An 18348-nucleotide genomic window follows, 5' to 3' on the forward strand; every position below is an offset into this window, starting at 1 on the left:
CTCCGGGTGCGGGTTACCCGGGAACGCCGTGGCGCGTGTACACATCGAAGCGGCCGGACTTGCCCTCAAAGCGCAGGCTCGGCTTCTCCCCCGCAAGGTCCGGCGCAATACGAGGGCGCTTGACCACCGTGCGGTAGTAACTGGCGGCGAATGCCGGCTGCAGCAAAGAGTCTGCATCTTCATCGCACCCCACCAGATCGTGAAATGCCGCCATCTCTTTTTTGACCTTGGCGCTCTTCTCCCTGCTCGGGAACATGGGGTCCAGGTATACCACCGGTATAGACTCCGGTGGTTGCGCAGCCAGCCAGGCTGCCGCACTTTCCACCCGCGGTTCCAGTTGCATTCGCGCGGCCACAGCAGCCAGTTCGGGGTCCGCTACCGCCGCCTCTCTCAATCGGGCAAGACCGTTTTCTAGCAGCGCGTAAACCACCGGGTTGCGCTCCAGCAGTCGCACATTGCAGCCAATCGAGGCCAGCACGAACGCATCGCGCCCAAGTCCTGCGGTGGCATCCACAACTTCTGGATAGAAACCGCTACGCACCCCGACCGCTTTGGCAATCTGCTGACCTTTACCACCACCAAACTTGCGTCGATGCGCCGCAGCACCACTGACAAAATCGACAACCACCGGCCCCGGCGCCTTACGTCCGGTCGCGCACAGTTGCAGCTGCGACCCGAGGCGCAATACGAAAGGCACGTCATCAATAAATTTTTCCGCTACCGGGCCGAGAAACGGGAGCTGCAATTGCTCCGCCAGGGCCTCGGCCGGCACAGAGAAAGATTCATCCGCAGCAGTAACAGCCAACTGCATGGTATTGGGCATCCGTCAGTAAAAGCGGGCAATTTACCCGGGATGCGCCAACCATTCCAGTGCGGTCTCCCCATCGGCCACGGGAAAGGGACGCACTTCGGCAGCGACAAAATGGTTCAGCAGTTGTGGCATAAAACTCAGGAGGGGGTTATCAGAGAGCACGGCGATACGGTGCAGGTGACGATGCTGGTTACGAGTAAAGACACAGTGGGAGACCAAAGCCGCGAAGTTTTGCCAGCCGCGAAAATGCCGTGCATCAATCAGCATGCCCTGCAAGTAGCCGTGCTGACAGATGACCGGGTCAACCTGCGCGGCCAATGCCCGAAACTCCGCCGGCTTCAGTTCGGCGACGGGCCGAATCTCCAGAATATCGTGGTCGTGATGCCAGCAGTGCTCGATCATGGCTTGTCACAGATTCGCAAAAGGTTCGCAATAGACTCGTAACGACTTATTCAAGCGTAGATAAGAAAAAGGCCGCGAACCAGTCGCAGCCTTTGACGGTCTCGAGCCTTTTGGTAACTACTACTCAGGCTTGTCCTCGATTTTGTCTTTCTCCTCACGGAGCTTGTCCATCGCATCTTCGGCCGCATCTTTGGTTGCTTCGCCAGCGTCTTTGAGGGCATCCCCGGCATCGTCAGCGGCATCTTTCAGCACGTCACCAGCGTCATCGGCGGCATCCTTGATGGCGTCACCCGTGTCCCTGGCCGCATCTTTGGTGGCGTCCATCAGGCTGCCGGACTGGGGATCCTCCGTGGTTGGTGCAACATCGTCGCTTTCCTGCGGCATGGTCGGGTCAGAATCCATATCCGGCGGCGTTGACTGATCCGGTGATGTACCCGGGTCTGTCGGCTGCATTTCTGTTCCGGGTTTTTCCATTTTGTCGTAGGCATCGTCGACAGAGTCTTTGGATTTCTGCGACATGAAATAACCGATGATGAGCAGCAGAATGATGAGCGGCAGTAATAGTTTCTTCATATACCCAATGACCCCTGGTCAGTTGTGAAGGTTTCAGAACGAAGGTGACAAACCTCTGTCTTGTGCGCCCGGTCAGTAGTGACTGCAGTAGCGCGACACCAATTTGCCCTGTCGTTACCGGTTGGCGCCATAACAAACTTCGCAGAATAGAGAACCGCGGAAGAAGTCGGCGCCAATACTGATAAGAATAATCTTCAATCGGCACTCTTCAAGGAACAATATTCCCATATTCAAGGCTTAATGGTTCTATGAAGACTCCGGCATATTTGGAGGAGATCTATAGCGAGTCTTGTGTGGCACTAGAGAGGGTCCAGAATGGAGCCGGAGCAGATCGGTAGCCGACAGGTAGTTGCTAGGTAACTGACAGGTAGCTGATCGATGGGGGAACTATGAGGATTCGGTGTGGCTAACCCTGATAGTACTGGTTCAATTTCACCAGCAGGTTGGGGGCATCGGCTTCGGTCACCGCCGCTTCACAACTGGACAGCTGCAGGCGACCATCGCGGTCGGTCTCGGCAAAGATCACATAGTGCTCGCCACGCTTGAGCTTGCGATCGCAGTGGTCCAGCGTCAGGCGGAAAGCAATCAGCTTGGCGGGCTCGCCCTTCCAGACCTTCTCGGCCACGCCGGAATACACATAACCAAGAATCGCGACCATCCCGGGCTCGGACAGGGCCTGGTCAATCATCCGATGGACGCCGGTAATCTTGACCCTGGCAACCAGTTGCGCAACCCCCAGTTTCTGGGAAAACGCATCTTCTTCAGCGCCCTGCTCGCGGCTTTGGGTATAGCCAACTTCTCGCGCCGCATCTGACAGCTTCTGTTCGGCGGCTCCATCCTCCAACGGTGACACTGCCGCGTCGGCCCGGCCCTCCTGCGCATGCAATACCGGAGCAGCCAGAAGCGCTGGCAGGATGAGCATTGCCCGCATCCTGCGATACACCCAATGGGTAACAGCCATAACTTCTCCCGTCTTATTCTTGCGGCAATAAAAAAGGGCGCCGAAGCGCCCTCTTATCTTGCTACTGGAGCGGAAGTAATTCCAGCTCTACGCGACGGTTGGCCTGACGACCGGCGTCGGAATCATTGCTAGCGATGGGGTAACGCTCACCGTAACCCACTGCCTGCACACGACCTGCGGCAACGCTGCGGGTGGTGAAGAAGTTGGCGACGGATTGGGCGCGACGCTCACTCAGGTTCTGGTTGGTAACATCAGAACCGGTGCTGTCGGTGTGGCCGCTTACACGAATCGCAGTTTTGTCGAATTCGTTCAGTACCAGTACCACGGAATCCAGGGTGTCGTAGAAATCGGAACGGATTTCGTAACGGCCAGTTGCGAAAGTGATGTTGCCCGGCATGATCAGGCGAATGTTGTCACCTTCACGCTGAACGCGTACGCCACTGCCTTCCAGGCGCTGGCGCAGAGCCATCTCCTGACGATCCATGTAGTAACCCACACCGCCGCCAATGGCTGCACCACCAATTGCACCGGTGATGGCGCCCTTCTTGCGGTCGCTCTTGCTGGCAGTTGCCGCGCCAATGATGGCACCGGCTACGGCACCGGCGCCGGCGCCTTTCGCTGCATTGCTGGTTTTACTTTCCTGGGTGTAAGGGTCCAGGGTGGTACAACCAACCAGTGAGCCCAGGGCAAGAATAGCTACCCACTTTTTCATTAAGCCTCTCCTAACGCTTTTACTGATGACGGGTGAGAATTTCGCTCTCTGTTGAATGCAGTATCCCTGTCATAAACTGACTGGAAGCTGAACCGCATTCGCCATGGGCGGGAAGACTATGCGGAAAGTCCCGATAGGTCTAGGGCCCACTTCCCAAATTTGACGCTTTCGACATCTGCGCCCATCGGCGCAAATTACGTTCCCCCGGTCCAGCTCTCGCGCTGCGCCGGCAGCAATCTCCATGATGGTCATACCAATGGAGCATCACCCACTCAAATAGCTGTAATTCGGTGTAATTGGTTCTTCCACAAGATCTGTGGATAACTTTGTGAATGAAGTTGAAAAAGCGCAGCTAAAGCGGCGCATCTACTGGCTCCCAGCAATTTGTGCACTTTTTATCCTGCAAAATTTTTTCTTTATAAATCAATACGTTAAGAGAATTTTTCAACTTTCCGTACCAACTGGGGCGTCATAAAAGAAAAAGCAGGAATAACTCAGACGGCATGTGGAAAAAAACTTGTCAAGGCTTGACGCGGGGAGAAAAAACGAAATCCCCTGTTTTTCCAGTAATTGACGTAGAAAAAAGCGCAGCGCTGAAAGTGTAAAGCCAAATTGTGACAGCGTGGCAGACAGCCACCATCCATTCTGGCGCTGTTATTAATCGCTGTTATCAATAATGTGGCGGCTTTTCGTCCGCCGGCTGGCCGCCCTTCTGTACCTCGTAAGAAAGGTCCTGATACTTTTCCGACACTTCTTTCAAGCGACCAACAAGTGCCCGTATTTGTGCATCCTGGGTAGCAATCAGGTCATTCAATTGGCTCAGCGTATCCTCCTGGAACGCCAGGCGGCTTTCCAGTTCATCCACCCGTGCGCTGAGCTGCTGCATATCATCACTCATGGCCCTACTCCCCTCAAAAAAACAATCTTCACTTACATCAAGCGGTAAAGGCACTCCAGCAACCCGACGGCGCGCTGGTCCATAAACAGGCTTTGCCCCATGCGCGAAGTCACATAGCCAAAACCCAGCTCCGCTTCCGGATCCGCAAAGCCGATACTGCCGCCGGCCCCGGGATGACCAAAACCGGCATCACTTCCAAAATACAGATCTCTGGCCGAGGATGACTTGAGAAAGCCACAGCCGAAGGCGACATCTGTCTGCAGTATGGCGTCTTGTCCGCGACTCTGTTCGCGGGTTGCCTCTCGCAGCACATCCGGAGGCAACAAGTTGGGGGCATCCCCCGCCAGATCGCCATACACGGAGGCAAGGTCGCGGGCACTGAAATGGCCATTGGCCGCAGGAATCAACGCACCCCGCCACTGCTCGCCATTGGTGCCCATCATCAGGGTCACCGGATTGGTAAACGCGGTTGCCACCGGCCCCTGCCGGTCCTCTTTGATGGAGCGACCAATGGCATTGTCGCGCAACTCCGGCAGCGGTTTCTTGAGTGGGCCGACATCGGCGATGGAAGAAGAGCGATGCCCCAGGGCACCAAAGCCACCATCCAGATCCAGTGGCTCCGCCACCCCCGACCGGTACAGGGACATCAAGGACTCGCCGCTGGCTTTCTCAATCAAGCCGCCGAGGGTCCAACCATACAGAAACGGGGAATACCCCTGCTGGGTGCCCGGCTCCCACCAGGGCTCCGTAATCGCCACCTGCTCCAGAGCCGCGGCCCAGTCGTAGATCAGGTCGTCGGGGACCTTGCTCCGGAAGGCAATCACCCCGGAGCGGTGGCACAGCAATTGGCGCCCGGTGATCGCCCCTTTACCGGCAGCGGCAAATTCCGGCCAGTAGTGCGCCACAGGTAAATCCAGGTCCAGCTTACCCGCCGCCACCTGCTGCAATGCGATCAGTGCCAGAATACCTTTCGAGGAGGAAAATACGTTGGCGAGCGTATCTTCCTCAAAGGCCCGTTCCCCCGCGCGATCCGTAGTTCCCGCCCACAGCGAGGCGATAATCTCGCCCTGCTGCACAGCGCAGAATGAGGCTCCCACATCGCCGTGGTCGCGAAAATTGGTTGCAAAAGCATCGTACAGGGCTTCAAAACCCGGTGCGCAGTATCCCTGAATATCCATTGGGGGCAGCTACCAGTGTCAGTGTTGGGGAAACAGTAAAAGGTGGGGTCCCGCCATCAGCGGCGGGACAAACGGGGCGCAAGGATAGCGGATACCCGTGGCGCTGTTAAGCCAGACAAGGCCCCTCGGCGCGGCGGGCCACCGACCTCTCGCGTACTGTCCCGGCTATGGCTCAACCGTGATCGGTCGGTGTTTCGAAATCTTCCAGCTTGTACCCGCAATGCTTGCAGTATTCGGAGTCCGCATCGTGGCCGGCACGACCGCAGTTGTGGCAGCGTGCCAATTGCTTCTCCCGCCCCAGTTCATGGGCCAGCTCCGCCGTCACAATCCCGGTGGGTACGGCAATGATGGAGTAACCAATCAACATCGTCATGGAGGCAATCGCCTGCCCCAGCGAGGTTTGCGGGGTGATATCCCCGAAACCTACGGTGGTGATAGTGACGATGGTCCAGTAAATACTTTTGGGGATACTGGTGAAACCGTGCTTTGGCCCCTCGACGATGAACATGAGGCTGCCAAAGATGATGCAGATCACCAGTACGCTGGCGTAGAACACCAGGATCCGCCGCCGCGCCTGCCACAGGGATCGCATCAGCAGGTTGGCATCACTGAGGTAACGTACCAGTTTCAGCACCCGGAATATCCGCAGTACCCGCAGCAGCCGGATCACCATCAGGTAAGTGGCACCGGTAAAGATCAGCGCCAGGTAACTGGGCAAAATAGCCATCAGGTCAACGATGCCATAAAAACTGAAGACGTAAGCGCGGCGATCCCGGGCGCAATAAATGCGCAGCAGGTACTCAATGGTGAAGAGGCCGGTGAAAAACCACTCCAGGGCATAAAAGAGATCGCCAAAGCGAACCCACCAGCTCTCCACCGATGCCAGCAATACCAGCCCCACACTCAGCAGAATGGTCCAGATCAAAAATACGTCAAAATTCTTCCCCGCCGGCGTATCCGTACCGAAGATCACTTCGTTCAGCCATTTGCGGGTACCAGTCAGGGCCATCCAGTTATTTCCTTGTTCGGGGTGCGGCAATCGGTGACATTCTAGCCGAAGGCGGCGGCAACAATTAAGCCGCCCGTTAACACCGCTCTCCCCATCGGCTATCCTTGCGCCGCAGAAATCGATGCCCCACCCTAACCACGACCATAACCCCCACCCCAACAAGAGTGCTAGCCAGACTGCCATGAGCAATAAAGAGCGTGATAATAACCGTCTTGTTTACTCCACTGACCGCGGCCGAATCAAAGAAGCGCCGACGGCAGAAAAGCGTCACCAGGGCGATGGCATTGTGCGTATTCAACGGGAAACCAAGGGCCGCAAAGGCAAAGGGGTAACCTGTGTGCGGGGTGTCGAGGGCACAGACAGCGAACTCAAGCTGCTGTTAGCAGAGCTGAAAAAGCGCTGTGGATGTGGTGGCGCCCTGAAAGATGGTGTCATCGAGATTCAGGGCGATAAGCGGGAAGAAATCAAAGCGGTATTGGAAGCCAAAAGTTTCAAGGTGAAACTGGCGGGGGGCTGAAGCTCTCCACTGGAAGCCCTCCACTGGAAGCCCTCCCCCGGAAGGCAAGCAAGCCCGGCTCCCAACAAGCCCAGAACCTCAGCAACTAGCGATCAAAGTTACAGTACCCCGGCGAGACGCAGCGGTTTCACCTTGCGGCGCCCCTCCTCTGCCAGGCAAAGGCTTAACAGGCTGGCCAATACGGCCTGGTAGCCCTCATACACGACAGCACTCGCATGCTTGCACCGCAGCTCGACGGCCTGCAGGTTGCTCACCCATTCCGCAGGTTTCTTGTTTGCAGCGATGGCCCCAACCTGATCCGATTGCGCGCAGGCCGCCAGCTTTTCCATTAGCGGCGCCGGAAGCAATCCCGATTGCTGACTGGCGAGCTGGTGTAGCTGGCTGATTTGCTGCGATACCAGTTGCGGATATTTCTGCACCACAGTGGCAGGAATCTCACTGGTTGGCAGCCGCTCGATCAGTTCACCCATCAAATCGCCATACTGCTCCAACGCTCTCAGCGGCTCTCGCATCGCCTCAAAAGCCTGCAACTGGGCCACGGCGCTTTCCGCAGTGGCACTATCGGCAGAATCCATACCGGCGATAGTGCACTGGATTCGCTGGAAGAACATGGCATGCAACTGCTGCCGCTGCTGCTGGCACTCCTGAATCCGTATCCGGTTGTCACGGCGGGACTCATCCGCCGCTGCCGGGGTTGACCCGCTTAAATCAAAACTCCGCGAATCGATTCGCACATTCGCCCGCACCAGCGCCGCACCCAGTTGAATACGAGCACCGCGCAACTGCAGCTGACCCAACTTCTGCTCCAGATCCTGCAGATCCACCAAACGGGAACGCAGCCAATCGATGGTTGCCTGCAGATCCAACTCCTGGAGTTCGACATTTTTCGGCAAGTTCAGGGGCAGAAAATCCCGCGGAATAGCGCGATTGAAGTATTCCGACAGCACTTTCTGGGTTTCTTCCGTTTCTTTGCTGGCGGTCAATAGCAGGCGGTTTTCGACTGCGCGACAGCTTTCCTCAATGCCCAGCCGGCTCACACGGGTACTGAGATCCTCAAAATCCACAAACAGTTTTTGCACGGAAAAGTCGACCCGTTGCAACAGCGGCTCAATCGTAAGCTCTTCTATTACGGCAATACGTTCGTGCCCTGCGGGCTCGACCAGGCTCCAGTAATCGGTGGACTCAGCCATCGCCAGCTCGATCGTGGAGCGGGTGGCGTCATCCAGATTGCTGTACATCCAGCGCACCGCGAGGGGAATATTGGCCAGGCGCCGCCCCATCAGCTGCGCCTCGCGATTGATTTCACCGCAAACCAGATCCGCATGTACCAGCTGGTTCCAGCGCTCAGCAAAGGTGGCAAAGGCATCGCTGCCGATAATCTGCGCCGCAGCGGTATCCGCCATCACTTCGAGTTTGCGCGCCAGCGCACTACTGCTACTGCGGTGCAGCGCCTGCAAGCGCTCGACAACCGGCAGTAAAGCCAATCCGCAAACGCCAAGCAACCGGTGCAGAGGCTGCAATATGGCAGTACCACCAGCAAGCGTCTCCCGGTTCTCCAGAGCCTCCTGCATCCCCTGTAGTCGCTGTGCAGAAGTCAGAGACAAGCCTCTGGCCAGGCCTACCCAGCGCCCCTGATGATACGCCAGCGCCTTGGCGGTCAATGCCAGCAAGTCGCCGCCATTGACACTGGCAACCGCGCCCAGTCCCAGGGTCAATTTCAGACCGCCTCCTGGGGCTCGCTGTACCTGCACATCGGCCCCCGGAGCCACCTCGACCATAGTGCCCACGGAAGCACTGGCCGCAGAGAGGTTTTTCGGCCCCTGAATCTTACCGGCAATACCGAGGCCGGATTTTTCCTGAAGGACATCCAGCAACAGGAAAAGCCCCGGCGCCTCCTGCTTGCGCAGGCGCAGCCCGGACTCACCGCTTTGTGCATCCGTATTCGCGGTCACCCGCAAGAAGAAAGGGCGAATCAGCAGCACCCCGACCAGTGAAATCAGCAGCAGCTTCGCTATCGCCGAGACCAGTGTCATGGCGCTGAAGGTACCCGCCAGTGCGGCGGCCGGTAATCCCCACAGGATGGTACCCACCTGATAAGCACACAGACACAGAAGCCCCAAGAACACCAGCGGCACCAGTGAAGCCCGCAGCATTGCAGGAATAAGCGCCAGACGCTGAGCGGGCCCCGCGAATGTCGCCTTTGCATTCTTGCTGAACAGCGCTTCCAGCTGGGCGCGGTGGGCGGATTCTCGCCCGGTGTTCTTTGGCGGTTCGGGAACAGACGGTGCGGAGGCATCAACAGTAGCGGTGGCAGAGGGCTGGGGCGCCGGCTTCTGCTTAGATTCAGGGGCGACTTTTGACTCGCTCGCCGTCGAATTGTTGCGCTGAAGCTCAACCCTGAGGCTCGCTTCCTTGGTAACCGTCCCCTGGGCAACCGTCCCATTGGCACTCGCCGCTTTGGCACTGTTTGCCTTGCGCTTTTGGGCGAATTGCAGGCGGGCGAGAATCGCCCGGTTATCAAATTTACCCGCCGGGTGCACTTCAATCTTCAGGCCAATTTGCTGCAACTGGGTGCGGTATTGCACCACCTGGCCGGGTGAAAGCTGATCTTTGATCACCCAACCTTTCAGAAACAGCTTTCTGGCCTGTTGGGTATCAATGGAAAACGCAGAACTGATCTGCTGCAAAACTTCTGCCGGCGGTTTTGCGCGCAGGGTTTTACCGGCAGAAATAATTTGAAACATTTGCTGGCCAGACATGATTTGCCTCGGGGAATTCGCACGGCCGGCCTTGATCCAGCCACCAAAGGCCAGAGCGTAAAAGAATCAGACGGACAGGATTGTGTGCTGGTTCTCAACCGAATTGTATTTGAGACGGCAGCACCGGAATTGAATGAGTTGATCACAATCGTTAAGAGAACTACTTCTCGACACCTTTGCTGTGTGTATCGGTGCCATCCCATACGTCGTGCTCGACCCCGGGAATCTGATACTGGCGGGCATCAAAAACCGGCTCTTCAATACCCCGCGCCCGCTGTGCCTCGTAGTCACCGAGCACTTTAAACGCCACCCCGGACAACAACAGAATGGCCAGCAGGTTGGCTGAAGCCATAAAGCCCATGGACATATCCGCCATATTCCACAAAAGCGCAAAGTTATCCGAGCTACTGCTGTAGGCCACCCAGGCACCAAACAGGATGAAACCGATATACAGCGCCCGATAGCAGAAAATGGAAGTGCGGGTATGCCACAGGTAGAAGATATTGGTCTCGGCGTAATAGTAATTGGCGATGATCGACGTAAACGCGAAAAAGATCAGTGCGATGGCAACAAAACCGTTTCCCCAGGCACCTACCTCACTGGCCAGCGCCGCCTGGGTCAGGGTCACGCCTTCCATATTCCCGGACAGCGGTACATGGCTCAGCAGAATGATGGCCGCAGTGGCCGTGCAGATCATCATGGTATCGAGAAACACCGATGCCATCTGCACGTAGCCCTGGACCGCGGGGTGCTTCACATCGGCCGCCGCCCCCACATTCGGTGAAGAGCCCATACCGGCCTCGTTGGAAAACAGGCCGCGCTTGATACCGTTGGCCACCACCGCACCAAAAGCCCCAGCGCCGGCCTCCTGCATACCGAATGCGTTACTGAAGATCAGGGATAGGACTTCCGGTATCCGCGGCAGGTTCATGGCGATAACGACCAGGGCAATGATAATGTAGCAGAGCGCCATAATAGGCACCACAATGCCCGCGAACTGGCCAATGGTCTTGATCCCGCCGAAGACGATCACAGCGGCAAGCACCGCTACAAGTACCCCAACGATCAGCGGGTGAATACCCCAGGCCGCATGAATGGCTTCGGCCATGGCATTTGCCTGCACCGCGTTGAAAAAGAACCCGAAGCAGATCACCAGAAACACAGAAAAAACAATGGAGAGCCATTTCCACCGCTTACCCAATCCCTTATCGATGTAGTAAGCAGGTCCACCGCGAAATGTCCCGTGCTCCTCCCCTTTCTCCTTGAAGGTCTGCGCAAGAATGTTTTCGATCAGGCTGGTTGCCATACCCACCAGCGCCACCATCCACATCCAGAAAACCGCACCGGGTCCCCCCGCAGTAATCGCGACCGCCACGCCGGCAATATTGCCCGTCCCTACCCTGGCCGCGGCGCTGGTTGCAAATGCCTGGAAAGAAGAAACCGAGTCCTCATGCTCTTTGTGGAAGCTGCGGGCCATGACCCGGATCATGTGGCCGAACGAACGAATCTGGATAAAACGCGTACGTACCGTGAAGTAAATGCCCGCCGGAACCAGGGCAGCGATCAGAATCCCCAGCCACCAGTATCCGCCTATGCCGCCCCAGGTCAGGCTATTACCCCATCCGACAATCGATGCCAGGCTATCCAGAAGAGCTTGCATGACGAGCCTCAAGTGCAGACACAGCACCAGCGGATACGCTGGCGCAAAATTGTTCCAATACATTCAGCCTAGACGATGATGAATTTCCCAGCGGAGAGAAAGTGGCCACTCTCGGACCGGCAGGTCAAAACACCCGCGAGACCTGTTCATCACAGTGCACTCAACACCATGCAGCCAACATCATGTAGCCAAGTCAATGCCGCCCAATCAGCTACAGTAGCGAGAGCCTCCACGCAGCAAAAAGTGCGCAATGCTGACCACGCGCACCGCCGCCAAGTCCGCCGAAATCAATCCCGGCTCTTGGCGCAGGCTTGTGTGGCCAGGCGCCGGTTGTCAAAATGCGCGAAAAAAGCGGAAAGAAATAAATGTCACACTCTTCAGAGCGTCCAAACATCACCATCGCCCCCTACGGCAGCTGGGATTCCATCATCACCAGCGATCTGTTGACCGCAGGCAACGTGCGCCTCAGTGAACCCCGACTGGCCGGCGATTGTGCCTACTGGCTGGAATCCCGCCCCGCGGAAAAAGGCCGCTCCGTAATCGTTCAACGGGATGCAGACGGGAACAAACGGGATATTCTCCCCGCCCCCTTGAGCACACGCTCGAAAGCACACGAATACGGCGGCGCCAGCTATCTGGTTGCCGACAAGAGTGTTTATTTCGTACTGGCTGCAGACCAGCGTATTTATCACCTGCCGCTGGACAGTGCGGTGCCGGAACCCATCACCGCCGAGGGGCCCTACCATTACGCGGACCTCACTTTCGATGCAAAACGCGAACGACTGATCTGTGTGCAGGAAGATTGCTCCGGCAGCGGCGAACCGGTGGCGAGAATCGTCGCGATCAGTCTCAAGGATAAAAACTATTCCGTTGAAACTCTGGTCGAAGGCGCTGACTTCTATTCCAACCCCGCCCTTGCCCCCGACGGTAGCCGACTGGCCTTCCTGCGCTGGCATCACCCCAATATGCCCTGGGATGCCACCGAGCTCTGCACGGCAGATGTCACCCCTAGCGGGAGCCTGAGTAATATCGAGCAGGTCGCCGGCGGTGGCAACGAATCGCTGTTCCAGCCCCAGTGGTCCCCGGACGGAAAACTCTACTATGTGTCCGACCGCAGCAACTGGTGGAACATTTATGAACTGGGGAAGAACAAACCGCTGTGGGAAAAAGCCGCAGAGTTTGCAACGCCCCAGTGGGTGTTCGGCATGTCCACCTACGGTTTCCTGAATGCCCAGGAAATTCTCTGCACCTTCACCCAGGATGGCCGCTGGCATCTCGGCAAAATCAATATGGAAGACGGCAGTCACAAAACCATTGAGCAGCCGTTTTGTGATATCGAGGGCATTCGCTGCAGCAACGATCAGGCGTTGTTTATCGGCAGTGGCCCGGGGCAATTTCCCGCTGTGGTCCGCTTTGACGGCGCCCGGGAAGAAATCCAAACCATTTCCCTGAGCAGCAGCAAAGAACTACCGGAAACATTCCTGTCGCACGCGCAGGCCATGGAATTTTCCGTGGACAACCGCCAGGTGCACGCCTTCTACTACCCGCCTTGCAACCCCAACTATGTAGCGCCAGAGGGTGAGAAGCCCCCAACCATCGTATTCAGTCATGGCGGTCCAACAGGTGCCACCTCAGCGGGCCTGAACCTGAAAATCCAGTACTGGACCAGCCGCGGCTTTGCCATTCTGGACGTCAATTACTCCGGCAGCACCGGGTATGGCCGGGCGTACCGGGATCGCCTCAAAGACACCTGGGGGGTTACCGATGTCGAAGATGTCTGTGCCGGTGCAGAGTTCCTGGTCGCCCAGGGATTGGCTGACCCACAGCGCCTGCTGATCAAAGGTGGCAGCGCTGGCGGCTACACCGTGTTGGCAGCGTTGACCTTTCACAACACCTTTTCCGCCGGAGCCAGCCACTACGGCATTGGCGACCTGACCACCCTCGCCCGCGACACCCACAAATTCGAGTCGCGCTACCTCGACAAACTGGTGGGCCCATGGCCTGAGGCGGAGTCCATCTACCGGGACAGATCCCCCATCAATCACATAGAGCAGCTCAATTGCCCGGTCATATTTTTCCAGGGCATGGAAGACAAAGTGGTACCGCCGAATCAGGCCGAGGCAATGGTTGCCGCGCTGAAGCAGCGCGGTCTGCCCGTGGCTTACATCACCTTCAGTGAAGAGGGGCACGGCTTTCGCGCCGCCAGTAGCATCCAGATGGCGCTAGAGGGAGAGCTGGAGTTTTACAGCCGCATATTCCATTTCCCCCTTGCCAAGCCGGGACCCGGTATTCGCATCGACAACCTCGGCGATTAATTGAGACTAGCGCGCATTTCGATAAAAGCCTTTTGAGTATGCGAGGTTACTCCACAAAACATTTGCTTTTGTGCGATTGATCTCGCCCTCATATTGCTGGTTGTCCAACTGTTCCAGCAGCTTGTTGCCGTCGTGTGCATAGACGCGTGCGGGCAGTTTAGGTCGTAACACAACCGCATGATCAGCACTCAGCCAGGAGTAGTTTTCACCATACTGTATTGGTGCGCGCTGCTTCGAACGCGGTACCGCTCTGGTCAAGTCAAATCCCAGCATCGGATGTGCATCACTAATACCGGCAAGCGATAGTAACGTCGTCGGAAAATCAATCTGAGATACCAGCCGGGCATCCACCTTCGGCGCGACACCGGCACCGAGAATCAATGCGGGTATACGGAAATGGTCGATCGGAACCATATCCGATCCCTGAACTCTGGAATCGTGATCCGCAATGATTAAAAACAGGGTGTCTTTCCAGTAGTCTGACGCTTTCGCCTTTCGTATAAATTCACCCAGGGCACAATCCGCGTATCGAATGGCATTCTCTCGCGACTGCCTGTTCCCGGAGTACGCCGCCGGACAATCATCCGGGTATTCCCAGGGAGTATGGTTCGACGTGGTAAATACCAGACTGAAGAACGGCCTTGACGCTTTGTCGAGTTTGACAAACTGCTTGTGCGCCTCGGCGTAGAGATCTTGATCCGAGGCGCCCCAAGACCCTACAAACCGGGGCTCATCAAAAGTGCTCAGGTCGCGGATGTCATCCACACCGTTACCAAGGAAAAAGCTTTTCATATTATCGAAATGGCTTTCGCCCCCGTAAATAAACTGCGTGTGGTAATCATGGCGTTTTAGTAGAGATGCCAGACTGAAGAACCCGGACTGGCTTTTACTCAACTTCACTACAGAGCGGGATGGCCCCGGAGAGAAGCCGGTAAACACTGCCTCAATCCCCCTCACAGAGCGGGTACCCGTGGCGTAGGCGTGATTGAACGCCCAGCCTTGGGGCATCAGCGCATCAAGATTGGGGGTCAAGTCCTCGCCGCCCAGGCTTCCGACATAGCGAGCCCCGAGGCTCTCCTGGAGCAATATGACGATGTTTTTCGGTGCTCCTTGATAACTGGCAGGGTGAAAACGTAACGTCGGAATATCCTTTGAAAGAAACGGCTGATTGTCTATCGCGGCAGACTCCTGAACCGCTTCGATAATCTCCTGCGGCCGCATCCGGCCATAGAGATCCGCCGCCTGCTCTTCTGAACCCGTATTGTATGCCGCATACAATACGGAATATGTCGAATTCAGCATCAGTGAATTGACCAGATTATCGTTGCTGTAATAAACCATCGCCGGATTGAATGGACGATGTTGCAAGCTGGATCGCGCGGCGGCGACACCAACAACAAAAATAATGAACGTCAGGCAAACCTTTTGCATTGTCGAAAAGGAGCCAATCTCTGTTGAAACACGGGAGAGCAACTTCCTGGCGGAGATAACAATGACCAAAACACCGAATACGGCGAGAAAAATCGCGGGCTTATACCCTTCCCACAACATGCCGAATACTTCTCTGGGATAGCCCAGGTAATCGATAAAGAGACGATTCGGGCGAATATCGTATTCAAGAATAAATTCAGGGGTAACCAGCTCCATAAACACGCTCAGGACAAGCGCCAGACAGAGCCAGGGCTTGATGAGCGCGGATGTAAGACGAGCCCCCAACTTCCCGCTGAGCCAGATGCCGACAAGCATCGGAATCAGATAAAGGTAACTGGCAATAATCAGGTCTACCCGCACCCCCTGGAATAGAATCCCCAATAGCTCAGGGAAGGATCCGATACGTTCAAAGTAGAGAATAGAAAGGTAAAGTCGCGAAACGGACAAAATGACCAGCGTTATCGCAGCAAATACAAGTACAGTCTTAAAGGGCGTCAATCGTTTCATTGTCAGGGTACATTCCAGCTACAAGACAACATCAGGGGTCAAACCCTAGCAAGCTGCCTGTAAAAAAAATGTAAATTGACTGAATGCAACCGCCCCCGCGAACTAGCTTCCAAGAGCCGGAGTCAGAGCAGGAGTCGGAGCAGGAGCTGGGAACGAAGCGCCAATTTCCCACATGACGATATTCAGTGTATTGGCCGATCCGCGGGTTCTATCTCCCTGTACCCTGCCTCATAACCCGGAATTGAGCCGGCCGTTTCACGACTCCATCGAAAAACACAGGCCGCAACGCCCAGGGAAACCAGCCATGCAATACACATAGTCACCAGGGTATGGCTCAGGAAGTGATCACCAATAAGCATTTTGTAACCGCCAAGAGTCCACCCCAACAGCATGCCGGCACCAAAGCCAAGCCACCGGTTGCGTCGCTGCCGAAATAGAAAGAAGAGTGATAACAATGCGAAGCCTCCACTCGCATGACCGGCGGGGAAGCAGCGAACGCGCCCCAAATCCGCGGATATCGGTATGCGGTGCAGAAAGGTAATATGCGGATAGCGGCCACCAAACGCGCTCAAGTCCTTTGGACAGGGAACATCCGTCCAGGTTTTGAAAAGCCCCACCAAAGACGCCGTAATAGCCATTGAGATCAAGACAATAAGCAGGCCACGGCGATAAGGCTGAAATCGAATAGTGCGATATAAAACAATGATCGCCAGTAACGACAGCCCCACGAGCACTGCCAATAAGTTCTTGGGGCCGTCATAAAATATGAGCCTCAAGGTTTCATTGTGCTTATCCAGCATCCAGTGGTCTGGACCGAACTGATACAGCTTACTCTGAAACCACATATCAATATCGGTCAGCTCAAACAGGGCGATGATGCAAACAAGAGCAATCGCCGTAAGCAGCGCTTGCCTTGCCAGAAATTGCTTATCCATTGGCGAAGGCATCAAGCTCCGGCCGATAGACATCTGTCTGAATACGCATCAAACCGAGCAGTGTATGAAACAGGTAGTCCTGAGACATTTTTTGATGCACAGAAGTTTTCCCTGATAGCTTTTTCTCGACACGCGGATAACCTCCACTTGACCAGAATATCATCGGGACGCGCTTTTGCGCATCCGGTGCCAGCGCATAGGGAAAACCGTGCAAGAACAAGCCCCGTTCACCCAGAGACTCTCCATGGTCACTGAGATAGAGCATGGCTGGTGAAAAGCTTTTCGCCTCGCTTTTCAAGTAATCAATAACCTGACCAAGGAAGTAATCGGTATAGCGAATCGAATTATCGTAGGCGTTGTTAATTTCCTCCTCACTACAACTCTCAAGGAGGTTGCTGTGGCAACTGGGCGCAAAGAACGCCTGTGATTCAGGATAACGTTTGGCATATTCCGGGCCATGACTGCCCATTTGATGTAGCACTATCACAATGTCTCCACGGGGATGCATCGCGACAAACTCTTTTACTCCCGCCAGCATCCCCACATCGCGACACTCGGTATCACACACCAGATTTACGTCCCGGTCACGATAATTGACATAGGGTATGCGCAGCGCAACGCCCTTGGAGTCGGAGTTATTGTCCAGCCAGGCAACATTGACCCCTGCCCGCTGGAGAATATCGAGCACATTATCCGTCGCTTTCGCCTGTCGCTCGCTGTAATGCTCCCGATCCAGCACCGAAAACATACATGGCACAGAAACAGCCGTGGCAGTCCCGCACGACCAGACATTATCGAAGCTGGCAACATGATGTTCGGCCAACATTGGATTGGTATTGCGGTCATAACCATTCAGGGAGAAGTGATCTGCGCGCGCCGTTTCCCCCACCACAACGACCAGTAATCGCCGTTTGCCAACCGCAGGCTCCTGCGTAGCGTCCAAACCTATCTGGCGATACGGAATGGCGTTGCCACCACCGATTTTGTCTGAGGCATAGCGGATTGCCGTATAAATCGGCGTGGTGGGATTGGTATAGAAGCGCAGCGACTTATGCTCACGAAAAAAAGAGGCATAAGCACCATTGAATAGCCCGAACATAAGCAATACGACAGCCAGCGAACCACCGAACAGTTTCACACGCGAGAGCACCGCGGTGCGCATTGGTTCAACCCGGATGGGGGTACGGTACACCAGCAGTGCGGGCAAGATACCCAAAAGCCCCAGATAAAGAATCAGCTTCCAGCTCAAAAGGCCGATGGATTCGGCAAGATCGGTTTGCAGGCCACTTTCGAGCAGTTCACTACTGACGATGACATTGTAGGTATCCATAAAATACGCGGTCATCGACGCAATCAAGAGTATGCCGATGAGTAGAGGTTTTAATGCCCTCCCCACTAAAAAGGGAGAAAGCAGCAATACCGTCAATGCAGTAATTAATATGCCCAGAGACGCCACAAATCCCAGCTCTCTGAGGGATTCTGAGTAGACGCCAAGCACATTCTTGAAAAAGGAATAGTTGCAAAAAAGCACCATCCAGATCGCGACCGCAACAATCAGGGTTCCGGGTGAAAATCGTCTTCGGGTAAACCATGCCATCTGCCACCGCCTAGTCTGGGTTTCCAGATGCTCAGACTAGAGAGAGAGGCGTCAAGATTAGGTCAACAGAATGTCAAAAAAGT

Annotated in this window: 15 protein-coding genes; 2 read left to right on the forward strand and 13 right to left on the reverse strand. The window is 55.7% G+C overall.

Annotated elements, in window-relative coordinates; all coding sequences use genetic code 11:
• Positions 1 to 13 precede the first annotated feature (13 nt).
• The 8 genes from M0G74_RS06880 to M0G74_RS06915 form a co-directional block, all read right to left on the reverse strand.
• Entirely contained in the window at positions 14 to 811 is a 798-nt protein-coding gene (locus tag M0G74_RS06880; RefSeq protein WP_248215769.1) for a class I SAM-dependent methyltransferase, read from the reverse strand.
• A gap of 33 nt (positions 812 to 844) precedes the next feature.
• Entirely contained in the window at positions 845 to 1213 is a 369-nt protein-coding gene (locus tag M0G74_RS06885) for an STAS/SEC14 domain-containing protein (RefSeq protein ID WP_160153517.1), read from the reverse strand.
• A gap of 120 nt (positions 1214 to 1333) precedes the next feature.
• Positions 1334 to 1786, reverse strand: coding sequence for a hypothetical protein (locus M0G74_RS06890; protein WP_248215770.1), 453 nt, complete (start codon positions 1784 to 1786; stop codon positions 1334 to 1336).
• 406 nt (positions 1787 to 2192) lie between these two features.
• Positions 2193 to 2747: a hypothetical protein gene (locus tag M0G74_RS06895; protein ID WP_248215771.1), complete on the reverse strand. Its 555-nt coding sequence runs from the start codon at positions 2745 to 2747 to the stop codon at positions 2193 to 2195.
• A 61-nt stretch (positions 2748 to 2808) separates the two neighbouring features.
• Positions 2809 to 3459 (reverse strand): OmpA family protein, encoded by a 651-nt coding sequence (locus M0G74_RS06900; protein WP_160153514.1) that lies wholly within the window; start codon positions 3457 to 3459, stop codon positions 2809 to 2811.
• Between the two features lie 670 nt (positions 3460 to 4129).
• Entirely contained in the window at positions 4130 to 4357 is a 228-nt protein-coding gene (locus M0G74_RS06905) for a SlyX family protein (protein WP_248215772.1), read from the reverse strand.
• Positions 4358 to 4389: 32 nt separating this feature from the next.
• Complete coding sequence (locus M0G74_RS06910; protein WP_248215773.1) at positions 4390 to 5535, reverse strand: serine hydrolase domain-containing protein; 1146 nt, start codon at positions 5533 to 5535, stop codon at positions 4390 to 4392.
• A 172-nt stretch (positions 5536 to 5707) separates the two neighbouring features.
• Complete coding sequence (locus M0G74_RS06915) at positions 5708 to 6544, reverse strand: ion transporter (RefSeq protein WP_160153511.1); 837 nt, start codon at positions 6542 to 6544, stop codon at positions 5708 to 5710.
• 181 nt (positions 6545 to 6725) lie between these two features.
• Between M0G74_RS06915 and yciH the strand changes: the two genes are divergently transcribed.
• Positions 6726 to 7061 (forward strand): stress response translation initiation inhibitor YciH, encoded by a 336-nt coding sequence (yciH, locus tag M0G74_RS06920; protein WP_248216173.1) that lies wholly within the window; start codon positions 6726 to 6728, stop codon positions 7059 to 7061.
• Between the two features lie 98 nt (positions 7062 to 7159).
• Here the strand turns inward: yciH and M0G74_RS06925 are convergent, their stop codons facing one another.
• Together M0G74_RS06925 and M0G74_RS06930 are read right to left on the reverse strand one after the other, a co-directional pair.
• Positions 7160 to 9805, reverse strand: a complete 2646-nt coding sequence (locus M0G74_RS06925; RefSeq protein ID WP_248215774.1) for a hypothetical protein — start codon at positions 9803 to 9805, stop codon at positions 7160 to 7162.
• 175 nt (positions 9806 to 9980) lie between these two features.
• On the reverse strand, positions 9981 to 11480 hold the full coding sequence (locus M0G74_RS06930) for an alanine/glycine:cation symporter family protein (RefSeq protein ID WP_248215775.1): 1500 nt from the start codon (positions 11478 to 11480) through the stop codon (positions 9981 to 9983).
• A gap of 365 nt (positions 11481 to 11845) precedes the next feature.
• Here M0G74_RS06930 and M0G74_RS06935 point away from each other — a divergent pair, with 365 nt between their 5' ends.
• Entirely contained in the window at positions 11846 to 13795 is a 1950-nt protein-coding gene (locus M0G74_RS06935) for a S9 family peptidase (protein WP_248215776.1), read from the forward strand.
• 6 nt (positions 13796 to 13801) lie between these two features.
• Here the strand turns inward: M0G74_RS06935 and M0G74_RS06940 are convergent, their stop codons facing one another.
• From M0G74_RS06940 to M0G74_RS06950, 3 genes are all read right to left on the reverse strand, one after another.
• Positions 13802 to 15733: an LTA synthase family protein gene (locus tag M0G74_RS06940; RefSeq protein ID WP_248215777.1), complete on the reverse strand. Its 1932-nt coding sequence runs from the start codon at positions 15731 to 15733 to the stop codon at positions 13802 to 13804.
• 182 nt (positions 15734 to 15915) lie between these two features.
• Positions 15916 to 16668, reverse strand: a complete 753-nt coding sequence (locus M0G74_RS06945; RefSeq protein WP_248215778.1) for a phosphatase PAP2 family protein — start codon at positions 16666 to 16668, stop codon at positions 15916 to 15918.
• Positions 16661 to 18265 (reverse strand): phosphoethanolamine--lipid A transferase, encoded by a 1605-nt coding sequence (locus M0G74_RS06950; RefSeq protein WP_248215779.1) that lies wholly within the window; start codon positions 18263 to 18265, stop codon positions 16661 to 16663. Before M0G74_RS06950 ends, M0G74_RS06945 begins: the two co-directional genes overlap by 8 nt.
• Positions 18266 to 18348 lie beyond the last annotated feature (83 nt).

It is taken from the genome of Microbulbifer sp. CAU 1566 (genome assembly GCF_023156515.1).
In the GTDB taxonomy this organism is placed as follows: Bacteria; Pseudomonadota; Gammaproteobacteria; order Pseudomonadales; family Cellvibrionaceae; genus Microbulbifer.

Excerpts from the sequence above, each read along its gene's own strand:
- M0G74_RS06945 (WP_248215778.1), bottom strand. The coding sequence starts at position 16,668 with ATGGATAAGCAATTTCTGGCAAGGCAAGCGCTGCTTACGGCGATTGCT.
- M0G74_RS06895 (WP_248215771.1), bottom strand. The coding sequence starts at position 2,747 with ATGGCTGTTACCCATTGGGTGTATCGCAGGATGCGGGCAATGCTCATC.
- M0G74_RS06935 (WP_248215776.1), top strand. The coding sequence starts at position 11,846 with ATGTCACACTCTTCAGAGCGTCCAAACATCACCATCGCCCCCTACGGC.
- M0G74_RS06905 (WP_248215772.1), bottom strand. The coding sequence starts at position 4,357 with ATGAGTGATGATATGCAGCAGCTCAGCGCACGGGTGGATGAACTGGAA.
- M0G74_RS06930 (WP_248215775.1), bottom strand. The coding sequence starts at position 11,480 with ATGCAAGCTCTTCTGGATAGCCTGGCATCGATTGTCGGATGGGGTAAT.
- M0G74_RS06910 (WP_248215773.1), bottom strand. The coding sequence starts at position 5,535 with ATGGATATTCAGGGATACTGCGCACCGGGTTTTGAAGCCCTGTACGAT.
- M0G74_RS06940 (WP_248215777.1), bottom strand. The coding sequence starts at position 15,733 with ATGAAACGATTGACGCCCTTTAAGACTGTACTTGTATTTGCTGCGATA.
- M0G74_RS06890 (WP_248215770.1), bottom strand. The coding sequence starts at position 1,786 with ATGAAGAAACTATTACTGCCGCTCATCATTCTGCTGCTCATCATCGGT.
- M0G74_RS06885 (WP_160153517.1), bottom strand. The coding sequence starts at position 1,213 with ATGATCGAGCACTGCTGGCATCACGACCACGATATTCTGGAGATTCGG.
- M0G74_RS06950 (WP_248215779.1), bottom strand. The coding sequence starts at position 18,265 with ATGGCATGGTTTACCCGAAGACGATTTTCACCCGGAACCCTGATTGTT.
- M0G74_RS06925 (WP_248215774.1), bottom strand. The coding sequence starts at position 9,805 with ATGTTTCAAATTATTTCTGCCGGTAAAACCCTGCGCGCAAAACCGCCG.
- M0G74_RS06915 (WP_160153511.1), bottom strand. The coding sequence starts at position 6,544 with ATGGCCCTGACTGGTACCCGCAAATGGCTGAACGAAGTGATCTTCGGT.
- M0G74_RS06880 (WP_248215769.1), bottom strand. The coding sequence starts at position 811 with ATGCAGTTGGCTGTTACTGCTGCGGATGAATCTTTCTCTGTGCCGGCC.
- yciH (WP_248216173.1), top strand. The coding sequence starts at position 6,726 with ATGAGCAATAAAGAGCGTGATAATAACCGTCTTGTTTACTCCACTGAC.
- M0G74_RS06900 (WP_160153514.1), bottom strand. The coding sequence starts at position 3,459 with ATGAAAAAGTGGGTAGCTATTCTTGCCCTGGGCTCACTGGTTGGTTGT.